We start from the raw sequence: 20,877 nt of genomic DNA on the forward strand, positions 1-20,877 counted from the left end.
GTCCGTACCAGAAACTCAATTGCTGGCGCTCTACGGCGCCCCCCTCTGTCCTGCCGGACATCTCCCCCACAAGGGGGGAGATTGGCCGCAACTTCGGCTTTCGCCAATTTTCAACGTGGCAAGACGAGAGCCGGCGCCGAAACTGCCAATCTCCCCCCAAGTGGGGGAGATGTCCGGCAGGACAGAGGGGGGCGCCGTAGAGCGCTAACCTATCAAACCTTTGGTTGGCGGGGACGGCAAACGCCATCCTCGCTAGCCAATCAAAATAGCCCTTACTCCCCCGGCCCCTTGCACGCTACGATCTGGTCCTTGGTGTAGGTCGTCCAGTCCGGGATCGAGATCGAGACCGGCCATTCCGGGCTGAGCGACGGATCGGCGGCGGCCTTCAGCTTGGCCTTGCCTTCCTCGGTGGCGTTTTCCCAGAGCTGCGGCTCGACCAGAACGGTCTGCTGCGCCGGCTTCTTGCCGTCGAGGATCTGGAGCGCGAGCGTCACGCCGGCGCCGCCGATCGAGCCGGGATTGGTCACGGCGGCCCCGACCAGGTCCTTGACCGAATTCAGCTGGCCGACGAAACCGGCATTGTCGGCGCCGACCACGGGCACCATCGGCGCCTGCGATTCCACCAGCGCGTCGACGATGACGTTGTCGATGCCCGAGGTCCACACGCCGTTGAACGGCGTGCCGGTGGCGAGGAAGGACAGCATCTGCTGCTTGGCCTGGTCCTGCTGCCAGCCGGTGAACACTTCCTGCGCGACCTTCACGTCGGGGAATTCGGCCAGCGCCTTCTTGAAGCCCTTGTCGCGATCCGAGTCGGCGGAGGCGCCGGCGGCGCCGCGCATGTAAAACACCTCACCCTTGCCGCCCATCTGCTGGAACAGCCATTTGGCGCCGAGATAGGCATATTGTTCCTGGTTGTTGGAGATGATGTAGGCCGAGGGTTCGGTGACCGCCTGGTCGACGGCGACGACGACGATGCCGGCCTTGGTGGCTTCCTCCAGCCCCGCCTTGATGCCGGCGGGATCAGCCGGATTGACGACGATGGCGTCGACCTTGGCGCTGATCAGGTTGCGGATGTCCTCGAGCTGCCCGGCGGCGTCGGTGTTGCGGTGGGCGATGTTGAGCTTGGTCACTTCGCCGGAGGCCAGCGCCTGCGCCTTCATGGCGCAGACCATCTCCTCGCGCCAGCCATTGCCCTGCACGGTGTTGGAGATGCCGATCGTGTATTTGCCCTCGGCGGACGAGGCGCCCATCGAGGCCAGCAAGGCAGCACCGGCAAGGAGCGGAACAATGGGCAGCGGCACCATGGTCAGGTACTTCTTCATTTCAGATTTCCTCCACTTTGATTTTCATTTCGATTCCAAGTCGTTACACGGGGCCGCGCAGAAAGAGATAGGCGGCGCCTCGATGTTGTTTTTGCGCCTTCATTTGACGAAGGGACGCAGCACGTCGCGGGCAAGCAGGAAACCGCGCTTGACCTTATCGTCGCTGCCCTCGAACCACCGGTCCTCGTGCTCGATGATGATCGGGCCGTCATAGCCGGCACGGTAGAGGCCGGAGAAGAAGCCGTTCCAGCCGACATCGCCCAGCCCCGGCATGCGCGGCACCTGCCAGCCTATGCCAGACGAAAGGATTCCGCGCTCGTACAAACCATCATGATCAATCATCAGGTCCTTGGCATGGACATGCAGCATGTAGGGGCCGAATTCCCTGATGAAGCGGGCCTGATCGATCATCTGCCAGACCAGGTGCGAAGGATCGAAATTCATCCCGACATCGCCGCCCCAGGTTTCGAGGATGCGGCGCCAGACCAGCGGCGAATAGGCGATGTTGTGGCCGCCCGGCCATTCGTCATAGCTGAAGATCATCGGGCAGTTCTCGAAAGCGAGCTTGACGCCGTGATCGCGCGCATGGGCGACGATATCGGGCCAGACCTCGAGCGCGTGCTGCCAGTTGACGTCGACGGTCTTCGAGGCATCGCCGCCGCAGAAGGTGTTGACCAGGGGCACGCCCATATTCGCGGCCAGCACGATCACCTGCTTCAGATGGTCGATCACCGTCTTGCGGTGGGCGGCATCGGGATGCAGCGGGTTGGGATAATAGCCGAGACCGGAAATGGTCAGCCCCTTGCCGGCAAGGTTTGCCGCGATATCCCTGGCCTGCGCCGGCGAGGTCGCGGCGGCGTCGATGTGGCTGGTGCCGGCATAGCGGCGGCTGGCGCCCGAGGCTTTCGGCCAGCAGGCGATTTCCAGCGCCTCGAAGCCGGCCGAGCTTGCCCAGTCGGCGACCGCGTCGAGCGGCGTCTCCGCGAACGGTGCGGTGAGCAGTCCAAGCCTCATAATGCCTCCCCCGGTCGTGAATTCACGACCGATTCCTACTATGCAGATCGTGCCGGTTGCTTCAACCGCTCATCTGCCGGTTGCGCGCATGCATGCCTGACGGTTGCCATCGGATCGTCCGACAACAGCCCGTCGAGCGCCGATGTGACGGCCTTGCGGAACATGTCGTTGGCGGCGAGGGCGGGATCGAAGATGGCGTCGATCGCCAGGATGCCCGCAGCCAGTGCCGGGACGTCGCGTCCGCTTGCCTCCGCTATGCCAGCGATCTTGACGGCATAGGGGTCCGACACCGGCCAGCGCCGGCCGAACCGGGATGAAGCCTGGATCAGATAGGCCATCCAGCCGGCGACGGATACCGACAGCAGCGCAATGCTTTTTTCCTCGCCCAGCCGATCGCGGATCGGGTTGAGCAGGCGCTGCACGATCTTTTGCGAGCCGTCGGTGGCGATCTGGTGGTTGCGGTGGCGGATCGCGGTATTCTGCAGACGGCCAAGGCTCTGCTCGACATAGGCTGATGGGTCCATGCCGGGCACCGGCTTCAACGTTGGCAGAGTCTCCTCGACGAGCATGCGGCGCACGAAGGCCGACAGCAGCGGGTCCGCCATCGCATCGAAAGTGTGTTCGAGGCCGGCCAGCACGCCGAGATAACTGAGTGTCGTCTGAGCGCCGTTCAGCACACGCATCTTGAGATGCTCGAACGGCGTGACGTCGTCGACGAAGGTTGCCCCCACCAGGTCCCAGCGCGGCACGCGGCCGGCGAATTTCTGCTCGATCACCCATTGCCGGAACGGCTCGCCGGCAACGACGGCTCCATCGCGGTAGCCGAAAAGCTGCTCCACACCGTCGAGATCGGCCTGCGTGCTCGCCGGCACGATGCGGTCGACCATGGCGCTGGGGAAGGCGGCATTGGCCGCGATCCAGCCGGCAAGGCCGTTGCCGCGCCGTTCGGCAAAAGTCCGCACGACATTTTCCAGGATGGTGCCGTTCGCCGGGATGTTGTCGCACGAGAGCAGCGTCAGCGGCCGGCCGTGCGTGGCCATGCGTTGCTCCAGCGCCCGCGCCAGAATGCCGGGCACGCTGCGCGGCGTCAGCGGGTTTGCGAGATCGTGGACGATGTCGAGATGGTCGAGGTCGAGCGCGCCGCTGGCCGGAATATGGCAATAGCCCTTTTCGGTAACGGTCAGCGTCACGAATTCGATGTCCGGGGAGGAGAGCACTTCGAGCGCGGGCATAGCGCTCGCCTGGCTATCGACAACGCGCACGATGCTGCCGATGACGCGGGCCTCGACATGGGAATCCTGGCGGATGAGCCTGGTGTAGAGCCCGTCCTGAGGGCCGAGCGTATCGGCGAGCGCCGGCGGACGGATGTTGATGCCGACCACGCCCCAGCGGCCGAAGCTCCGCGCCAGGAGGTCGTCGGTGTATTCGGCTTGGTGGCAGCGGTGGAAGGCACCGACGCCGAGGTGCGCCATGCCTGCCTGGAGCAAGGCACGGTCATAGCCGGGCCTTTGCACCGTCGCCGGCAGGCGGCCGAGCAAGGCCGGACCGAGCGTCTCGGGCGCGGCTGTGCTCACCGGTTGGCTCCGATCACCCACTGTTCCTGGTCGATCAGCGAGCCGGTCATCGGTCCCGCGGCGTCGGAGAGAAGGAAGACGGCGAGCCTGGCCACGTCCTCCGCCGAGAACAGCCGGCCGAAGGGCTGCGCGGCGTTGGCGGCATCGAGCCAGCCGGCGCCGTGGCCGAGCGTCTCGGCCTGCATGACGCGCTCGGCGGGCGTATCGGTCCAGCCGACATTGATGCCGTTGACGCGGATGCGGTCGAAGCGGTGGGCGTTGGCTGCGTTCCTGGTCAGCGTCGCCAGCGCGCCCTTGGTGGCGGAATAGACGGCGAGCTCGGGCGAACCGCAATGGGCATTGATCGACAGGATGTTGACGATCGCGCCGCCCTGGCCCCGCTTCCGCATGTCGGCAATCGCCGCCTGCATGAGGAAGAAAGGGGCGCGGGCATTGACGGCGAACAGCGAGGCCCAGTCGTCGGGGGTCGCATCGAGGAAGGAGGCCCGGTCGGTCAGGCCGGCGGCATTGACGAGACCGTCGATACGGCCGAAGCGGTCGATGCAGGCTTGCGCAAGGAGGGCAGGGGCTGCCGGGTCGGAAAGCTCGGCGGCGATGAAGTGTGCCGGCGTGCCCGCTTGCGAGAGCTCCGCAGCAACGGCCTCGCCGCGCGTCCCGTCGCGGCCGGTGACCAGCAGGCCGCCGGCGCCGGCACGCGCCAAGGTTTCGGCGACTGCCCGGCCGATGCCTTGCGTCGCGCCGGTGACCAGCACCATCTTGCCGTCGAGCTGAAGCTCCATTCCTCCTCCCGGAACAAAGTTTCTATTTCTGAAGATATGGAATGTCAGTTCCCGTTAGTCAACCGCGCAATCATTCTGCCCGTTGGGCCACGACACCATGGACCAAAGCCATGCCGACGGCGAGCGACGCCGCCAGCGAGCGGAAGCCTGCGAAGTCCTGTTCCACAACTTCCAGCCAGGTGTCCGAGAACTTGACCAGCGGAGAGAAAGTGCTGTCGGTGATGGTGACGATCCGCGCGCGCCGCTCGTGGGCGACCGCGACGAGGTCGGGCGTGATCGAATTGTAGGGACTGAAGGAGACCGCCAGCACCGCGTCGCGTCTGCCGATGCAGCCGACCTGGTCGAGCGCGGTGGAGCCGACATTGTCGACCAGCACATTGCGCACGCCTTGCTGCGACAAGGTCAGCGAGAGATAGCTGGTGACGGGAAAGGCGCGCTTGGAGCCGATGACGTAGATCAGCTCGGCGGCCGAAAGCAACGCCACCATTTTCTCGAAGCTCTCGATATCGAAGCCGGTTTCGATGCGGCCGAGCGAGGCCTGCGAGGCGCCGACCATGCCGCGCAGGAAATGCAGGTCGGCATTGGATACGCGCGGCGTGCGTTCCTGGCCGCGCCCTTCCGGCCAGGACGCCTTGACATGGTCCTTGAACAGGCCCTGGAAATCGGAAAAGCCGGCATAGCCGAAGATCTGGGCGAAGCGCACCAGCGTCGAAGGCTGCACCCCTGCCTGCGCGGCGACCTGTGCGATGGTGCCGAGCGCGACGTCGCTCGGATGCTGCCACAGGAAGATCGCGACCTGGCGCAGCCGCTTGGGAAAATGGACCGTGCCCGACGACAGCACCGCGCGCAGCTCCTCGTAAGTCTGCGGCTTGATATAGCCGAGCGCCGCCAGCGAGCGCCCGCGCTTGCGGGTCGTCGCCTCGTCGGCGCTGGACCGTCCGGATGATTTGCGCGCCCCGCTCATGATTTCAGGCTAGCGCGATACGATCGTTTTACAATATGAAAATTGGAAATCCTGTTCGAGGGTGGTAGCTGTTCTGCAGCGAAGAAGTTCGATGCATTCAACATAGCACCCTATGGCGCCCCCCTCTGTCCTGCCGGACATCTCCCCCACAAGGGGGGAGATCGGATGTCACGCCGGCTTTCGCCAAATTGCCAGCGTTGCATGAAAGGCGTCGCGGTCGACGCTGCCAATCTCCCCACCTGTGGGGGAGATGTCCGGCAGGACAGAGGGGGGCGCTACAGAACTCGACGGTGGGTGCTGGCTTAACATCCTTAAATCGGAGGAGACAAACATGGTCTATGCGACATCGGACGGATCGGCGGGCAAGCGTTTGCGCGTCGGCATGGTGGGAGGCGGGCAGGGCGCCTTCATCGGCGCGGTGCATCGCCTCGCCATGCGGCTCGACGACCAGATCGCGCTGGTGGCCGGCGCGCTGTCGTCCGACCCCGGGAATGCCGCCGCCTCGGCCGCCGAGATCGGCATCGCGCCGGAGCGCAGCTATGCCGATTACCGCATGATGGCCAAGACGGAGGCGGCGCGCCCGGACGGCATCGAGGCGGTCGTCATCGTCACGCCCAACTATCTGCACGCGCCGGTCGCGACAGCCTTTCTGGAAGCCGGCATCGATGTGATCTGCGACAAGCCGCTGTCGACGACGCTGGGCGAGGCGCAAGCCCTGGTGGCGCTGACGCGGGAGAAAAATCGCCGCTTCGTCGTCACCCTCAACAACACCGGCTACGCCATGGTGCGCCAGGCGCGCGAGATGGTGGCGGCGGGCGAACTCGGCCGCATCGTCTCCGTGCACGGCGCCTATATCCAGGACTGGCTGACCAGGCCGATCGATGCCGACGGCCAGAAACAGGCGGAATGGCGCACCGACCCGGCGCGCGCCGGCCAGTCGGCGGTGCTGGCCGATATCGGCGTGCATGCCTTCAACCTGGCGAGTTTCATCAGCGGCCGCGAGGCCGAGACGGTGTCGGCCGACCTGTTCACCGCCGTGCCGGGACGGCGGCTCGATGACAACGCGCATGTGCTGGTGCGCTGGGCGGGCGGGGCACGCGGCACGATCCTGGCCAGCCAGACGTCGCCCGGCCACTATAATGATCTCTCCGTGCGCATCTATGGCGACAAGGCGGGGCTTGAATGGTCGGGCACGCGGCCCGAGGAACTGCGCTTCTCCAGATATGGCGAGGAAAGCCGCACGCTCGTGCGCGGCGGCCATGGCTCGACGCAGGAAAGCCGGCGCGTGTCGCGCATGCCGGCCGCTCATCCCGAAGGCTATATCGAGGCCTTCGCCAATTTCTACCGCGACGCCGCCGACATCATCCGCGCGCATCGTTCGGGCGCCGCCGTCGATGCGGCCCGGGCGGCGCAGGTGCCCGATGTGGTCGACGGCGCGCGCGGCGTGAAGTTCGTCGCCGCGGCGGTGGAGTCGAACGCGGCTGACGGGGCGTGGACGGCGGCAAGGTTCGGGTGAGGGTGTGCCATCCAATGTGACATCGCGGCCACGCCCGACGGTGCCGCGCGGTTGACGGCGATCAAGAGTTGGCCGTCCATTCGGGACCGCGCTGTGTTCCGCCATTTTTCAAGCCCGTTGCGAGGCTGGTTTCGAAGGCAACAGCCGGTTGACTGGCTTCCAAATCGTTGCCGCCGACCTTGCGCGAGGTGATTGCGACGCTATGTCAGGCGCATCCGCGTTGCTCCCCGCCCGCGCATTCGGCAATCTGTCGCTTCTTCGGCGTTGAAGGCTTGCTCCGATGGAACTCGGTCTCATTGGATACTACAGCGACTTCGTGGTTTACCCCCTGGCGATCGCCCTGCTGGCTGTGGCCGGGCTTATCGAGGCCGGCGAAGAGAGCGCGCCAGGCTGGCTGGCGACGGCGCTGGCGTGCCTGTGTCTGTGGACGCTGATCGAATACGTCATGCACCGCTTCGTCCTTCACCACATTCCCTGGATCAGGGATCTGCACGCCCGCCATCATGTCGAGGAGCGCAGTCCGGTGGGCACGCCGACCTGGCTCAGCCTCGGCGTGCATGCGCTTGTCGCGTTCTTTCCCGTATGGATGGTCTCGGATTTCGCGGTCGCCAGCGCGGCGAGCTGCGGGCTGATGCTGGGCTACCTATGGTACGTCAGCATCCACCATGTGATCCATCACTGGCATCCCACTCATCCGAGCTATCTCTACACGCTGAAGCGCCGCCACGCGCTGCATCATCATGTCGACGAAAACGTCAATTTCGGCGTGACGTCGCTGTTCTGGGATCGGGTCTTCGGCACGATGCGGCTCTGAAGCCAAGTGGTGTGCGCCATTCGGGAAGCGCAGACAGCCATTCCCGCTTACAATTCCTTCTGCGCCAATTCCCTGAACTCGTCGGGCACCGAGCGGGCCGCCTCCAGCGCCACGGTGCCGTAGCCGACGGCCTGTTTGCCGAAACGCTCGCGGATCTTGTCGATGGCGCGGTCGGCGCCGAAGCGTGCGAGGCCCTTCCTGGTGCCGGGGCGGCGCTTTTCGTCGGCGAGGCCGAGCGGCAGTTCGAGCTGCAATTCGGCACTTTCCTCCAGATGCGAGACCGAGATCGCCAGCAGCGAAATCGTCCTGTCATGCGGATGATCGGCAAGCACGCCCCGCACCAGGTCTGTCGCGATCTCGGCCAGCATCACCGTCGCCGAGATCGGCTGGTCGAGCGTGATCGAGCGGGTGACGGCGCTGAGGTCGGCGAAGCGCACGCGCACCGTCACCGTGCGGCCGGGGCGCGCCTTGGCGCGCAGCTGGCTGGCGACCCGGTCGGCCAGATGCAGCAGGACGGGGATGTAGACGCATTCCAGTGCCGGCTTGCGGCCAAGCGCCGACTGGGCACCGGCCGAATGGGCGCGGCGACGTGTTTCCAATTTGCGCGGATCGCGGTTCCACGACAAGGCGGCAAGCTTTTCGCCGGCGGCAGGGCCGAGCAGCCGCGCCAGCGCGCCGCTGTGCGTCCTGGCCAGTTCGCCGATTGTCTGGACGCCGATCTCGGCCAGCCGCGCGCTGGTCGCCGGGCCGACGCCCCACATCAGGGAGACCGGCAGGTCATGCAGGAAGGCGATCTCGGTGCCGGGCTCGACCACCACCAGCCCATCGGGCTTGGCCACCTGCGAGGCGATCTTGGCCAGGTGCTTGGTGCGCGCCACGCCGATCGAGATCGGCAGGCCGAGTTCGCTTCGCACGCGGCGGCGAATGGTCGAGGCGATCTCCCGCGGCTGGCCGAACAGATGCGTGCAACCGGCGACATCGGCGAAGGCCTCGTCGATGGAGATGCGCTCGACCAGCGGCGTGAAATCGTCGAGCACCTTCATCGCGGCGTCGCCGAGCCGCTGGTAGTCGCGGAAATTTCCGCCGACGAAAATCAACTGCGGGCAGAGCTCGCGCGCCTTGCGCCCCGGCATGCCGCCGCGCACGCCGAAGGCGCGGGCTTCGTAGGAGGCGGCGAGCACGACGCCGCCGCCGACCGCGATCGGCTTGCCGCGCAGCGACGGGTCGAGAAGCTGCTCGACCGAGGCGTAGAAAGCGTCGAGATCGGCATGCAGGATGGTGGGCTCCATCCCCGGTTCCTCGCGACGTTGTAGAGTATGGAACATAAAGAGAACAAACATTGCTCGCTGTCAAGCGAGGTCGCGATCCGCCGGAACATTGTCGCTCACAATCGCGTTGACGGCCGAAGGGCGCCGCGTGCGGAGGCTGGCATGGGCAACTTTGAAATGATCGATCTGGTTTGCGTCGTCAACGCCTGCTCGACCGACCGCGCCGCGGGGCGGCTGGTTTCGATGGCCAAGGCCGTGGAGGAATTGCGGGTGCTGACCGGCGATTTCGTCTCGGCCGACGAAACGGTCGCGAATGCGCTGAGTGAAGTCGCGCTGCAGTGCGGCTGCGCCGTGCTGTTCGATGAGCAGGCGGGCGCCGACATATTGCGCACGCCATAGCTCGCCGCCGGCGTGCTGCAATGCATCACGCAACCGCTCCAATCGCTTGTTTTTGCGCTATTCCGAACAGAGGGCCGTGACGCGCTTTCTGAGGCGCGTTGCCTGTGCGGGTCGTTGTCCCCGAGGCCGCCTTGGCGACATCCATCAACCGAGATGCTCCGCCCGCAGCGCCTGCTTGAGGCGCTCCAGCGCCGGCTCGCCGTCGGCAGCGAGCTTATCGGCGATCCTTGCCAGATCATCGTCGGCCTTGCGGTGCTTGCTGCCCCAGGCGCCGAGCGTGGCCAGCACGGGCACAAGGTCGACGCCGGCCTCGGTCAGGCGATAGATCGCCTTCAGGCCATGCGTGGGATCACCGCTGCGGGTGAGGATGCCTTCGTCCTGCAATGTCTGGAGGCGCTCGGCCAGCGTACGCGAGGAAATGCCCTCATCGGATTGCAGGAATTCGCGAAAGTGCTTTTTTCCGGCGAAGACCAGGTCGCGGATGATGAGCAGCGTCCAGCGGTCGCCGAGCAGTTCGAGCGACAGGTTGATGGGGCAGCCAGACCGGTCCTGTGTCGACATGTGTATGGTTCCATTTTTAAATCGCTTTACTATTGACATCGTTTTCATCTCAGGTCAATAGTTCCAAATGTAAACCATCGGCAACCGTGCCGGCCGGACGGGTAAAACGAGCCGCTCGGCCCTTGACTGGGAGAACCATAATGAAAAAGCTGATCCTCCAGATGCAGATGTCGGTCGACGGTTTTGTCGGCGCCGCCGGGGATCATCGCTGGCAGCTCTGGGAATGGGGCGACGACAGCGCCTGGGACGAGGAGCTGAAGCGGGACTTCAACGCCGTCTTCGCCGGCATCGATACCATCCTCTTGAGCCGCAAGATGGCCGAGGAAGGCTACCTCACCCATTGGGGCAATGCGGCGAAGAGATATCCGCGCGACCCGTTCTATGCTTTCGCCCAGCGCATCGTCGAGGCGAGGAAGGTGGTGCCGAGCGACAGGCTCAAGGCCTCGCGATGGGAGGGCACGACAGTGGTCAGCGGCGACCTGCCGCGGGAGGTCGACTTGCTGAAGAGGGGTGAGGGCGGCGACATCGCGGTGTTCGGCGGCGCCGGCTTCGCCTCGGCGCTGATCGCGGCCAGGCTGGTCGACGAGTTCCAGCTGTTCATCAACCCGGCCGTGCTGGGCGCCGGCCGCCGCATCTTCGACCAAGGCGGGTTCGGCAGGCTGCGGCTGCTCGGCTCGAAATCCTATGCGAGCGGCATGGTGGTGAGCCGCTACGCGCCGGCCGGCTAATCGAAAGGCATTGCACTGATATCATGCCTGCCGTTGAGCTTGGGCATGGCAGTCGGCGATGCAGCACCAAGCGCGGTTGTGCCTTAGCCCCCAGGGGCGAAGGGAACACGCGCCTCGATGTACTCTTGGTCAACACCTTGGCCTCACCAATTCACTTCGCATCATGAAAAATGATGCCCACCGTGTGCCGCATGCCCGAGCGCAGGCGGCTGACGCCGTGGCGCAGATTGACGCGGTAATTGCCCTTGGTGCCCTGCACCGGCCGATTGTGGACGGCGAAGGAGACGGCATCGCCCTGGCGCAAGGGCACCACTTCCACCCGGCTCTGCATGCGCGGCCGCTGTTCGGTCAGGGCGAACTCACCGCCGGTGAAATCCTCGCCGGGTTCTGAAAGCAGAACCGCCACCTGCAGCGGAAAGGCGAGGTCGCCATAGAGGTCCTGGTGCAGGCAGTTGAAGTCGCCGGGCACATATTGCAGCAGAAGTGGCGTCGGCCTGACCTGGCCGGCGGCGTGGCACTGTTCGAGAAAGGCGGCATGCGTTTCGGGATAGCGCATGGCGATGCCCATGCGCTCGTTCCACCGGTTGGCGACCTCGGCGAGCCTGGGATAGAGCGCCGTGCGCAGCCCGCCGATCAGGTCCGGCAAGGGGTAGCGGAAATAGCGGTATTCGCCCTTGCCGAAGCCGTGCCTGGCCATGTGGATATGGCTGCGGAAATGTTCCTCATGCGGATAGAGCCCGGCGAGTTGTCGGCACTCCTGCGGCGTGAGCAGCTTTTCCATCACCGCACAGCCGAAGCCGTCGAGTTCGGCGGCTAGGGCTGGCCAGTCGTAAGCGGCAACGCGTTCCTCGGCGGCTTTCACCACCGATGCCGCAACCTTGGCATGGGCGTTCATATCGCGGCCTCTTTGTCGAGCAAAGCGTGCTTGCGCTCAGTGCCCCAGCGGTAGCCGGAGGGCGTGCCGTCGGCGCGGACGACGCGGTGGCAGGGAATACCGAGCGCGATCGCGTTAGCGGCGCAGGCCGTCGCCACGGCGCGGGCGCCGTTCGATTGGCCGAGACGCTGGGCAAGGGCGGCGTAGGTGATGGTTGCGCCGCGGCGGATGCTGCGAAGCTCGCCCCAAACTTTTTGCTGGAACGGCGTGCCGCGGCTGATGTCGAGCGGCAGGTCCAGGCCGGCGGCGGGCGTTTCGATGAAACGCGTTATCGCCGCAAGATCGCCTTGCAAGGCGGCCTCGTCCTCGACCAGCATCCTGCCGGGGAAGCGGCTGGCGAGATCCTGCGCCAGCGCCTCGGCGTCGGAGTCGATCAGAATGGCGCAGACGCCGAGGGAACCGCGCGCGGCGAGGATTTTGCCGATCGCGGATTGGGCGATGGCGTAGGTGATGGTGTCGGCGCCGGAGGCTGTCGCCGGCGTGTGGGTTTGCATGAGGTTCATTGCTTCACTCCTTCCGTGTGCCTGAACCCTAGCCGCGTGCTTTCCGTTCCTCACTCCGATGCTTGCTTTCAAATTCAATTTCCGGAACGGTGCGGAGGTAAGTACCCTACGGCGCCCCCCTCTGTCCTGCCGGACATCTCCCCCACGAGGGGGAGATTGGCAATTTCGGCGCCCCACTCATTCCTGCAACGTCGTAGATTGGCGAAGGCGGTTGTGACAGCCAATCTCCCCCCAAGTGGGGGAGATGTCCGGCAGGACAGAGGGGGGCGCCGTAGAGCGCTGATTTATGCGATACGAATGACAGCAACCTCGCCAAGCAAAAAAACCTCGCCTGATAACAGCCGCAGTTCGATCTCGCCGGTCGCGCCACGGCTCCACTCGGCCTTGCCGCTCTCGACAAGCTCCCCGAGCGCAGCCATCACCAGCGACCGCGCATCTTTGGCGCGTCTGACGGCGCCGCGATGGGGGATCCCAATGTCCGCATCGGTGGTGGAAGACCTTGCCATCGCGCCCATTGCCGCTCCTCCTCAGGCCTCGCGGCCGAGCAGCGCGCGCTTGCGCTCCGCGCCCCAGGCGTAGCCGGACAGGGCGCCGTCCTTGCGGATCACGCGGTGGCAGGGAATGGCGACCGCGAGCGCGTTGGCGGCGCAGGCGCCGGCAACGGCGCGGGTCGCCTTCGGCGCGCCGATGCGCCCTGCTATCTCGGCATAGGAGACGGTGCGGCCGGCCGGGATGTCCCGCAGGGCCTGCCAGACGCGCTGCCGGAACGCGGTGCCGCGCAGGTCGAGCGGCAGGTCGAGACCAAGCCTTGGAGCCTCGACGAAACCGACGACGCGGGCGACGAGCGCCTCATAATCGCGGTCGGCGCCGATCAGGCGCGCCTTGGGGAAACGGTCCTGCAGGTCGCGCACCAGCGCGTCCGGGTCGTCGCCGAGCAGGATCGCGGCGACCCCCTTCCTGCTCGATGCGACAAGGATGGCGCCGAGCGAGCATTCGCCGACGGCGAAGCGGATCTCCTCGCTGGCGCCGCCGGCGCGGTAGCGCGTCGGCGTCATGCCGAGCATGCCGGCCGACTTCTCATAGAAGCGTCCGCTCGAATTGAAGCCGGCATCGTAGATCGCCGCTGTCACGCTGGCGCCGTCTTCGAGGCCCCGGCGCACCCTTTCGGCGCGCCGGGCGGCCGCGTAGTCCTTTGGCGTCAGGCCGGTGACGGCCTTGAAGGTGCGGTGGAAATAGCCGGCGCTGCGGCCGGCGGCGGCGGCCAGTTCACCGAGCGACGGTTCCTCCTCGCTCTGTTCGATCCTGCGGCAGGCCTCGGCCACCATCGCGGCGTTGCCGGCCTCGAGCGAAGGTCCGTCGGGATTGCAGCGCCGGCAGGCGCGAAAGCCGGTCGCCCTGGCCTCGTCCAGCGTGTCGTGGAGCTGCACGTTCTTCGGGTTGGCGCGCCGCGACGGGCAGGAGGGCCGGCAATAGACGCCGGTCGTGGCCACCGAATACCAGAAGCTGCCATCGGCCGATTTGTCGCGCGCCACGACTTGCGTCCAGCGCGGATCGTCGGCGACCGGCAGCGGCGCGGGTTTGAGATCCTTGGCAAGGGTGATGAACATGGCCGGCATTGAAGCCGCAGACGACCCGCGTCGCCACCCGTTTCCTGCCAACTGAGAGGTGGACGCGAGCCTATTCGTCGGGACACACAAAGAGTATGACAAGATTGATCCGGAGAAGGTGTGATGGAAAACATTCGACCTCTTAAGACCGAAGCCGATTACGATTGGGCAATTGCCGAAATCACCCAATATTTCGAGAACGAGCCGGAAATCGGCTCTCCCGATGGCGACCGATTTGATGTTCTCGCAACCCTGATCGAGGCCTATGAGGACAAGCACTATCCCATTGAAGCACCCGATCCCGTTGAAGCCATTCAATCCCACATGGAGTTGTTCAACTTGCCGCGAAAGGCTCTGGCCGAGGTGATCGGATCATCACCCCGGGCAACGGAGGTGCTGAACAGGAAGCGGGCCTTGACCCTGGACATGGTCTTCAAACTGAACAAGGAATGGAACATTCCGGCCGAAATCCTCGTGCAACCCTATCATCTTGCAAATGATCGGGGTCGAAAGCGCGCCTAACGGGCTCCAGAATCCTACGCCGCCCGTTTGGGCTCGACCGCGAACGGGCTGAGGCCGAGCCAGGTCTGCATCTTCCTTGCGATGTGCTGATCGCCGGTCAAGGCGACCTTCGCGCCGGCCTTCTCGACGGTGATCAATCCCATCCAGATCGCCGTCATCGTGTGCAGGTCGGTCGAGACGTAGAGGTCGATATCGAAGCCCGGATCGTACCAGCACAGATCGACCTCGCCATGCTTTTCGACGATCAGCCACCACGACCGTTTGGACGCCGGCAGCTCCTGGTACAGGAATTGTATCACGGTGCGCCCGTCGGGCAGCGGCGAGGGGTTCAGATTGCGCCGCATGTCCCACATCAGCAGCGACGGATCGAGGTTCTTGAGGGACAGCCGGGACTCGACCCATTTCTGTCCCCAAAAGCCCATCGCCTCGACGACGGGGCGCAAATCCCGGCCGGCCTCCGTCAGCCGGTATTCGGAGATGCCCTTCTCGCCCGGCACCTCCTTGCGCTCGACGATCCCGGCGAGCTCGAGCTCCTTCAGCCGTTGCGACAGAAGGCTGGGCGACATTTTGGGGACGCCGCGACGCAGGTCGTTGAAACGGGTCGAACCCGCCACCAATTCGCGCATCAGCACCATCGTCCAGCGGGTGCACAGCACCTCGGCGGCCATCGATAGCGGGCAGAACTGCTTGTATCCGTGCTGGGCCATGATCCGACGTCCTCCCTCGAAACTGGGCTGAACATTAGGCCTTCATGAAGGAAGCGGCCAGTACGGAAACTGTACCGGCCCGGTACAGATCGCGGACTGGCCGGCGCCGGCCCTGCCATGCGAGCCCTTTGACCGGCCGCGGGGATCTCCCCTGTGCGCCGTAACAGGGAGAATACCATGACCACATACGTGATCGCAGACATCAAGGTGAAGAACCCGCAGTGGATGCCGGCCTACGCCGCATCGGTGCACGACCTCGTCCACAAGCATGGCGGCAAGTATCTGTCGCGCAGCGGCAATGTGACGACGCTTGAAGGCAAGCCGCTCGACACCACTCTGATCGCGCTGATGGCATTCCCGTCGGAAGCGGCGGCGCGCGCCTTCGCCAACGATCCGGCCTACGCGCCCTTCGTCTCGGCCCGTCAGGACGGTAGCGACAGCCGCTTCCAGATGATCGACAACACCGACCTGGCGGGGACGATCCCGTATCTGCCGAAGGGATGAAGCTTTCCTCCATCCGTCGCATCGCTTTCGGGTGCTCCGAGCAACGACAATCACGGCGCTTGCCTGCCGCGCCTCCGTATTTCCGGCGGTCAGCGCGCTGGGCCTTTTCAAGAAGAATGGAATGAATATGATACGCAAATTCCGCAACGGGCTTCTCATGGCGGGGGCCATGCTGGCCGCCTGCGCCACCTTCGCCCACGCCCATCAGCAAGAGGCCGTGCCTGCATCCGGCGCGAATCCACTGGCCGGCAAGGTGCGGGCGGCGAACAGCCGGTTCCTCGACGCCAAGGTCGCCACGGACGAAGGCTATGCGCCCATTCCCTGCGCCAGCGGCATCACCGGCGGCGCGATGGGCATTCACTATGTCAACGGGCAATACCTGAAGGACGACAAGATCGACATCGCGCGTCCCGAGGCCGTGATGTACGAGCCGATGGCCGACGGCACACTGAAGCTGGTGGCGGTCGAATACATCACCGCCAAGGGGCCGGCGTCACTGGACGGCCAATTGTTCAACTTCAACAGTGCGCCCAACCGTTACGGCCTGGGCGAATTCTACGAGCTGCATGTCTGGGCCTGGAAGGGCAACCCGACCGGCACCTTCGCCGACATGAACCCGAAAGTGTCGTGCGAACACGCGGCGGCACCCAGCCAGTAAGCAATGAAGCCAGGCGGTGCAGGCCGCCTGGCTCGACGCTGTCCGCTCCGGCCGTTATCGCGGCGCGGGATTGGGGGCCGCCAATCCCGTATCGGAAGTCTGTTGGGCCACGTCGGAAGCCTGCTGCCCGGATGCCGGTAGAACGAAGCGTCCGGTCAGGTACCAGAGCAGAGAGACCACGAGGATCGACAGGTAGCCGTCCACGGCATAGTGCCAGCCGGTATAGACCGAGCCGAACAGGATGAGTGCGGCGAACGACCAGCCGGCAACGGCCCAGCGGCGACCAAAGCCGGTGAGGAAGAAGGCATTGAGCGTGACGATGGCGACATGCATGCTCGGCATTGCTGTGATGCCGCTGCCCAGCGCGGAGCTGCCGCTGTCGTGTGCATCGAGCAGATAGCTGGCGGCGAACCGCACCGGCAAGGCATACGGGTCTGCCATCAGCGCTGCGAGCACCCCGGCAAATCGGCTGCCGCCATAGAACCGGTCGTAGAATATCGGCCCGCTGGATGACAGCATGATTGGAAGAACGGTGCCACACAACATCATGGTGAGCGCGAACGCCCAGAGATAGCGGATGCGCCGGGCGGGACTGTTCCAGAAGGCGACGAAGAGCACGACGCCAAGCCATTGCATGAACCACCAGGACATATAGGCCTTGAAAACCAGCATGGAGGCGGGCTCTGAAACGATGCCGTGCGTCCATACCCAAGGATCGACGCCGTGCAGCCAACGATCGAGGTCGGCCAGCATGGGATCGGCATAGTAAGGCACGATCTCCGGTATGGTGATCCTGAATGTCGTGAAAGCGATGATGCCGAGAAAGAATAGCAAGACGACCCGCGCGGCCGCCGGCCCGCGTTCCTTGAGTATGTGCACCATGAATCTTGTCGGCCTGGGCCCGCCATACACCAATGCCGTCAACCCGAGGCCAACCACCAGCAGCACCGGCAGCAAGCCGAGGAATGTCCCGAAGTACTTTATGGACAGCAGAAGATATCGCTCAGGCCGCAGGCAAAGCGCCGTCGCGACGCAGACCAGGCACAGGCCCGTCAGCAGCCAGCTGCTTCTGGTTGTCGCCACGCCAAGATCAACAGTGGAAACCGATCGGAGATCGCCGCCCTGTGTTCCGGTGTGCCCACTCATCAGGGAGGTCCCGCCAGCTTTCGAACTTGTTATGATTGTTCTGGCGGCAACGTATTAATATCTTGTTGCACCCGTAATGGTGTCTGGTTTCCAATATAATACTCAATAGTGTAGTATTGTATTCAAATACGGGCTGAGGTCGATGGCGGTGCTGGCCCTGTGTTGGGTTGCTGCCAAGAGGCCTTTCGTCACGCACGTGCAATCGAGAGGGACCACTGCCTGGACGGCGATGGTCCCTCTCATTCAAGCCGCCTTGATCAGGCCGAGCTGGGTCAACGCCGCGACGCCGTCGTCGAGGCCGATCTCCTCGACGATCCTGCCGTCGATCACCTTCAGCACCGTGGTGCCGGTGAAGCGCATGGTGCGGCCGGTGGCGGCGGGCAGCGAACCGACGAGAAAATCGCTGAAGGCCGGACCGGCATGGGTGCCGCCGCCTTCCCACTGGCCGACGACATAGTCGCCTTCGGCGATGAGGTCGGCGGTGGCCCAGAAGTTGAGGTCCGGGAAGGCAGCGCGGAAATCGGTCATGAAGGCCTTGATGTCCTCGCGGCCGCGGCGCGGTTCATGCAGCGAATATTTGAGCAGCATGTCGGGCGCGGCGATGGCGTCGACGACGGAAAGATCGCAGGTTTCACCCCAGAAATCAGTGAACCATCTAACGACGACGGCCTTGTTGTCTTCCTGTTTGGTCATGGGAAAACTCCTCTTGTGTTTGCACGAGATCGCCAGGGCGGGCGGCGACCCCGCGCAAACACTAGGAGGATCGGCGGGCGGGCAAACTCCGCTTCTTGCCCGCCAATCGAAAGTCGGGACCGCAAGCGAGGAACGCGGCGGAGCCACCGGCGTGGTAACGCTTTCTTCTCTGGTTTTGCCGCAGATTGCCCCCGGCGGGGTTGGACGAAACGGAAGATGGCGGGTCAGGACAAGAAAAGCCGTAATGGAACGTTCTGGGAGAAGGCCCTGGAGCGCGCCCAACTTGGTGTCTGGGACTGGGACCTTCGGACAGGCGAGTGTTTCTATTCCGCCACCTGGGCGCGGATGCTGGGCTATGACGAAAGCGAGCTTGCCAACAGCAGCGACCTCTGGCTGCGGCTTACCCATCCCGACGATCGCGAGCAGGCGCTGGCCAGCGGCGACCGTCACATCGCCGGCCTGACCGACACCATCGAGACCGAGCTCAGGCTCCGGCACAAGCAAGGCCACTGGGTCTGGGTGCTCGACCGCGGCGGCATCGTCGAGCGCGACGGCGATGGCCAACCGATCCGGCTGATGGGCGTGCAGACCGATATTTCGAAACAGAAGGCGGCAGAGGCCGCGCTGGAACGGGTCAACATCCGCTTCCGCCTGGCGCTCGCGGCCAGCGGCACCGGCATCTGGCACTACGACATCGCCAGCAACAAAAGCTATTGGGATTCCCGCACCAGGGAAATTTTCGGCCTTGTCGCCGTTACCGACGAGGTGACGGCCGACCTATGGCACAGCTACCTGCATCCCGACGACAAGCAGGCGGCCGAACGCGCCCACAGGGCGCCGCTGGAAACCGACGGCGTCATTGCCGCGCAATATCGCATCATCAGGCGCGACGGCGATATCCGTCATGTCGAATCGCTGGTGCGTTTCGTCGCCGCCGCCGGTGCCGCCGGCCAGATCCTCGGCACGGTGCGCGACATCACCGAAGACAAGCTGCGCGAACAGGAACTGGCCCATGCCGCCCGCCACGACGCGCTGACCGGCCTGTGGAACCGCGCCGCCTTCGACAGGCTGCTTGGCGAGCATATCGCGGCGGGAGCGCCGCTGGCGGTGTTCTATGTCGATCTCGATTATTTCAAGGCGCTCAACGACTTCGCCGGGCATGCCGCCGGCGACCTGGCGCTGAAGAGCGTCGCGGGGGGCATGCGCGGCTGCCTGCCGCCGTCGGCGCATGCGGCGCGCCTGGGCGGCGACGAGTTCGCGCTGCTGGTGCCGCATTGCGACGCGGTGCAGGCCGAGCGGATCGCCGGCGCCGTGCTTGGGGCGGTGCGCGAGGCCGATCTCGGCCCGGCCGCGTCATCGCGCCGACTGGCGGCCTCGATCGGCATCGCCTTCATCGATGACGCCGCGACCACCGTGGCCGATGCGCTGGCTTGCGCCGACGACGCCTGCTACGCGGCCAAGGCGGCGGGGCGCAACCGCTTCGCGGTGTTTTCGGCCGCGGCGCGATCTGGGGCCGCCGGCCTCAATGCGGCGCGCATCGCAGCCGACACCGTCGATGCCATGGACGACGGGCGGCTGAAACTGTTCGGCCAGGAAATCCATCTCCTGGGAAAGCCATGGCAAGAGTGCCGGCACGTCGAAGTGCTGGCGAGGCTCGCCGCGCGCAACGGGCGGCTGGTGCCGCCGAGCGAATTCATCCCGGTGGCCGAGCGTTTCGGCATCGCCTCGAAACTCGACCGCTGGATCATTCGCACGGCGCTTTTGCGGCACGGACCGGCGCTGCGTGCCGGGGCGCTGACGCTGGGCTTCAACCTGTCGGCTCAGACATTGAGCGATCCGGGGCTGTGGGATTTCGTCGACAACACCATCGAGGAAACCGGTGCGCCGCATTCCGGCATCGGATTCGAGATCACCGAAACCGCGGCCGTCACCAATTTCGATGCCGCGGAGGACTTCGTGCGCAAGGCGCGTGAGCGACGCTGCCGGGTCAGCCTCGACGATTTCGGCGCCGGCATGAGCTCGTTCGAGTATCTCAGGCGCTTTCCCGTCGATGCGATCAAGATCGACGGCTCGTTCATCGAACATATCACCGACAGCCGCTTCGATCGCGAGATCGTGCTGGCGATGACCGGCATTGCGAGGAGCCTCGACTTCGCCGTGGTGGGCGAAAAGATCGAACGGCACGATACGCTGGCCATGCTCCAGGACATGGGGGTCGCCTACGGTCAGGGCTTCTTTCTGCATCGTCCCGAGCCGCTGGAGGCGATCGTTTCGCGCGCGACGGCCGGAACGCCCGACAGGCGGCGCGCCTGAAGCGGGCAAGCCGCCCGCCAGAATCGCCGAGCCACTCCAACACTCCATTAGGCAATCCCGAAGAGCTGTATTAGGCAATCCCGAAGAGCTGTTAAGCACGGCCCCTGGAACGGCTCCGGGCGGTCGGCCGGGCGTGGCGGAACGATCACTGGCGGTCGGCGAACCGTGCCGATCGCGGAAACTCCAACACCTCTGCCTCCGATCGCCTGTGCTGCGCCTCCGCGACCGCTTCGATCAGCAGGTCGAGGGCTTCGCATGCCGAGCGGCTTGTCTCGTCATCGCCGCGCAAATAGTGATAGGCGCGTTCGAGATGCACCCGGGCGGCTGAAAAATCGCTGGTCAATGATCCCT

23 protein-coding genes are annotated in these 20,877 nt (G+C 65.0%); 8 read left to right on the plus strand and 15 right to left on the minus strand.

Translation table 11 applies throughout. The features are described from left to right. Positions 1-272: 272 nt before the first annotated feature. The 5 genes from FJ946_RS24925 to FJ946_RS24945 all read right to left on the minus strand — a co-directional run bounded on the left by FJ946_RS24925 (position 273) and on the right by FJ946_RS24945 (position 5,653). Entirely contained in the window at positions 273-1,322 is a 1,050-nt protein-coding gene (locus FJ946_RS24925) for an ABC transporter substrate-binding protein (RefSeq protein WP_140516043.1), read from the minus strand. 99 nt (positions 1,323-1,421) lie between these two features. After that, on the minus strand, positions 1,422-2,336 hold the full coding sequence (locus tag FJ946_RS24930; RefSeq protein WP_140568063.1) for a sugar phosphate isomerase/epimerase: 915 nt from the start codon (positions 2,334-2,336) through the stop codon (positions 1,422-1,424). 38 nt (positions 2,337-2,374) lie between these two features. After that, a complete protein-coding gene (locus FJ946_RS24935) occupies positions 2,375-3,910 on the minus strand; it encodes a mannitol dehydrogenase family protein (protein WP_140568061.1) in 1,536 nt (511 codons plus the stop codon). Continuing rightward, positions 3,907-4,689 carry an SDR family oxidoreductase gene (locus FJ946_RS24940; protein WP_140500072.1) on the minus strand — a complete coding sequence of 261 codons (783 nt, stop codon included), beginning with the start codon at positions 4,687-4,689 and terminating at the stop codon, positions 3,907-3,909. The genes FJ946_RS24935 and FJ946_RS24940 overlap by 4 nt, the downstream gene beginning before the upstream one ends. Positions 4,690-4,759: 70 nt before the next feature. After that, positions 4,760-5,653 (minus strand): MurR/RpiR family transcriptional regulator, encoded by an 894-nt coding sequence (locus FJ946_RS24945; protein ID WP_140500070.1) that lies wholly within the window; start codon positions 5,651-5,653, stop codon positions 4,760-4,762. A 331-nt stretch (positions 5,654-5,984) separates the two neighbouring features. Here FJ946_RS24945 and FJ946_RS24950 point away from each other — a divergent pair, with 331 nt between their 5' ends. Further along, the gene (locus FJ946_RS24950) at positions 5,985-7,169 is read left to right on the plus strand and encodes a Gfo/Idh/MocA family oxidoreductase (protein WP_140568059.1); all 1,185 of its coding nucleotides are present in this window, start codon (positions 5,985-5,987) and stop codon (positions 7,167-7,169) included. A 280-nt stretch (positions 7,170-7,449) separates the two neighbouring features. Beyond that, complete coding sequence (locus tag FJ946_RS24955) at positions 7,450-7,983, plus strand: sterol desaturase family protein (RefSeq protein ID WP_140500066.1); 534 nt, start codon at positions 7,450-7,452, stop codon at positions 7,981-7,983. Between the two features lie 47 nt (positions 7,984-8,030). On the opposite strand, the gene dinB is transcribed toward FJ946_RS24955, so the two are convergent. Then, positions 8,031-9,272, minus strand: a complete 1,242-nt coding sequence (gene dinB / locus FJ946_RS24960) for a DNA polymerase IV (protein ID WP_140568058.1) — start codon at positions 9,270-9,272, stop codon at positions 8,031-8,033. 141 nt (positions 9,273-9,413) lie between these two features. Here dinB and FJ946_RS24965 point away from each other — a divergent pair, with 141 nt between their 5' ends. Beyond that, positions 9,414-9,650 carry a hypothetical protein gene (locus tag FJ946_RS24965; protein WP_140500063.1) on the plus strand — a complete coding sequence of 79 codons (237 nt, stop codon included), beginning with the start codon at positions 9,414-9,416 and terminating at the stop codon, positions 9,648-9,650. A 144-nt stretch (positions 9,651-9,794) separates the two neighbouring features. On the opposite strand, the gene FJ946_RS24970 is transcribed toward FJ946_RS24965, so the two are convergent. Then, on the minus strand, positions 9,795-10,211 hold the full coding sequence (locus FJ946_RS24970) for a helix-turn-helix domain-containing protein (protein WP_140568056.1): 417 nt from the start codon (positions 10,209-10,211) through the stop codon (positions 9,795-9,797). A 140-nt stretch (positions 10,212-10,351) separates the two neighbouring features. Here FJ946_RS24970 and FJ946_RS24975 point away from each other — a divergent pair, with 140 nt between their 5' ends. Beyond that, on the plus strand, positions 10,352-10,939 hold the full coding sequence (locus FJ946_RS24975) for a dihydrofolate reductase family protein (RefSeq protein WP_140516033.1): 588 nt from the start codon (positions 10,352-10,354) through the stop codon (positions 10,937-10,939). A gap of 151 nt (positions 10,940-11,090) precedes the next feature. Here FJ946_RS24975 and FJ946_RS24980 read toward each other — a convergent pair whose 3' ends face one another. From FJ946_RS24980 to ada, 4 genes are all read right to left on the minus strand, one after another. Next, a complete protein-coding gene (locus FJ946_RS24980; protein ID WP_140568055.1) occupies positions 11,091-11,834 on the minus strand; it encodes a 2OG-Fe(II) oxygenase in 744 nt (247 codons plus the stop codon). After that, positions 11,831-12,376, minus strand: coding sequence for a methylated-DNA--[protein]-cysteine S-methyltransferase (locus tag FJ946_RS24985; RefSeq protein ID WP_140568053.1), 546 nt, complete (start codon positions 12,374-12,376; stop codon positions 11,831-11,833). The genes FJ946_RS24980 and FJ946_RS24985 overlap by 4 nt, the downstream gene beginning before the upstream one ends. Before the next feature lie 284 nt (positions 12,377-12,660). Beyond that, positions 12,661-12,891 carry a hypothetical protein gene (locus FJ946_RS24995; RefSeq protein WP_140500055.1) on the minus strand — a complete coding sequence of 77 codons (231 nt, stop codon included), beginning with the start codon at positions 12,889-12,891 and terminating at the stop codon, positions 12,661-12,663. Between the two features lie 12 nt (positions 12,892-12,903). Continuing rightward, positions 12,904-13,983 (minus strand): bifunctional DNA-binding transcriptional regulator/O6-methylguanine-DNA methyltransferase Ada, encoded by a 1,080-nt coding sequence (ada, locus tag FJ946_RS25000; RefSeq protein WP_181167217.1) that lies wholly within the window; start codon positions 13,981-13,983, stop codon positions 12,904-12,906. A gap of 123 nt (positions 13,984-14,106) precedes the next feature. Between ada and FJ946_RS25005 the strand changes: the two genes are divergently transcribed. Then, complete coding sequence (locus tag FJ946_RS25005; protein WP_140561099.1) at positions 14,107-14,505, plus strand: type II toxin-antitoxin system HigA family antitoxin; 399 nt, start codon at positions 14,107-14,109, stop codon at positions 14,503-14,505. Between the two features lie 14 nt (positions 14,506-14,519). Here FJ946_RS25005 and FJ946_RS25010 read toward each other — a convergent pair whose 3' ends face one another. After that, on the minus strand, positions 14,520-15,212 hold the full coding sequence (locus FJ946_RS25010) for a helix-turn-helix domain-containing protein (protein WP_140500050.1): 693 nt from the start codon (positions 15,210-15,212) through the stop codon (positions 14,520-14,522). Positions 15,213-15,389: 177 nt separating this feature from the next. Between FJ946_RS25010 and FJ946_RS25015 the strand changes: the two genes are divergently transcribed. Both FJ946_RS25015 and FJ946_RS25020 read left to right on the plus strand, forming a co-directional pair. Further along, positions 15,390-15,716 (plus strand): DUF1330 domain-containing protein, encoded by a 327-nt coding sequence (locus FJ946_RS25015; RefSeq protein WP_140568052.1) that lies wholly within the window; start codon positions 15,390-15,392, stop codon positions 15,714-15,716. 121 nt (positions 15,717-15,837) lie between these two features. Next, on the plus strand, positions 15,838-16,374 hold the full coding sequence (locus FJ946_RS25020) for a hypothetical protein (RefSeq protein WP_181165266.1): 537 nt from the start codon (positions 15,838-15,840) through the stop codon (positions 16,372-16,374). A 54-nt stretch (positions 16,375-16,428) separates the two neighbouring features. On the opposite strand, the gene FJ946_RS25025 is transcribed toward FJ946_RS25020, so the two are convergent. Further along, on the minus strand, positions 16,429-17,520 hold the full coding sequence (locus FJ946_RS25025; RefSeq protein WP_140568050.1) for a phosphatase PAP2 family protein: 1,092 nt from the start codon (positions 17,518-17,520) through the stop codon (positions 16,429-16,431). 243 nt (positions 17,521-17,763) lie between these two features. After that, the gene (locus FJ946_RS25030) at positions 17,764-18,213 is read right to left on the minus strand and encodes an ester cyclase (protein WP_140568049.1); all 450 of its coding nucleotides are present in this window, start codon (positions 18,211-18,213) and stop codon (positions 17,764-17,766) included. 216 nt (positions 18,214-18,429) lie between these two features. On the opposite strand from FJ946_RS25030, the gene FJ946_RS25035 reads away from it, so the two are divergent. After that, positions 18,430-20,526, plus strand: coding sequence for an EAL domain-containing protein (locus tag FJ946_RS25035; protein WP_140568047.1), 2,097 nt, complete (start codon positions 18,430-18,432; stop codon positions 20,524-20,526). Positions 20,527-20,671: 145 nt separating this feature from the next. On the opposite strand, the gene FJ946_RS25040 is transcribed toward FJ946_RS25035, so the two are convergent. Further along, a complete protein-coding gene (locus tag FJ946_RS25040; RefSeq protein WP_181165267.1) occupies positions 20,672-20,869 on the minus strand; it encodes a hypothetical protein in 198 nt (65 codons plus the stop codon). Between the last annotated feature and the right edge of the window lie 8 nt (positions 20,870-20,877).

The organism is Mesorhizobium sp. B2-4-7 (assembly GCF_006442685.1).
GTDB lineage: Bacteria > Pseudomonadota > Alphaproteobacteria > Rhizobiales > Rhizobiaceae > Mesorhizobium.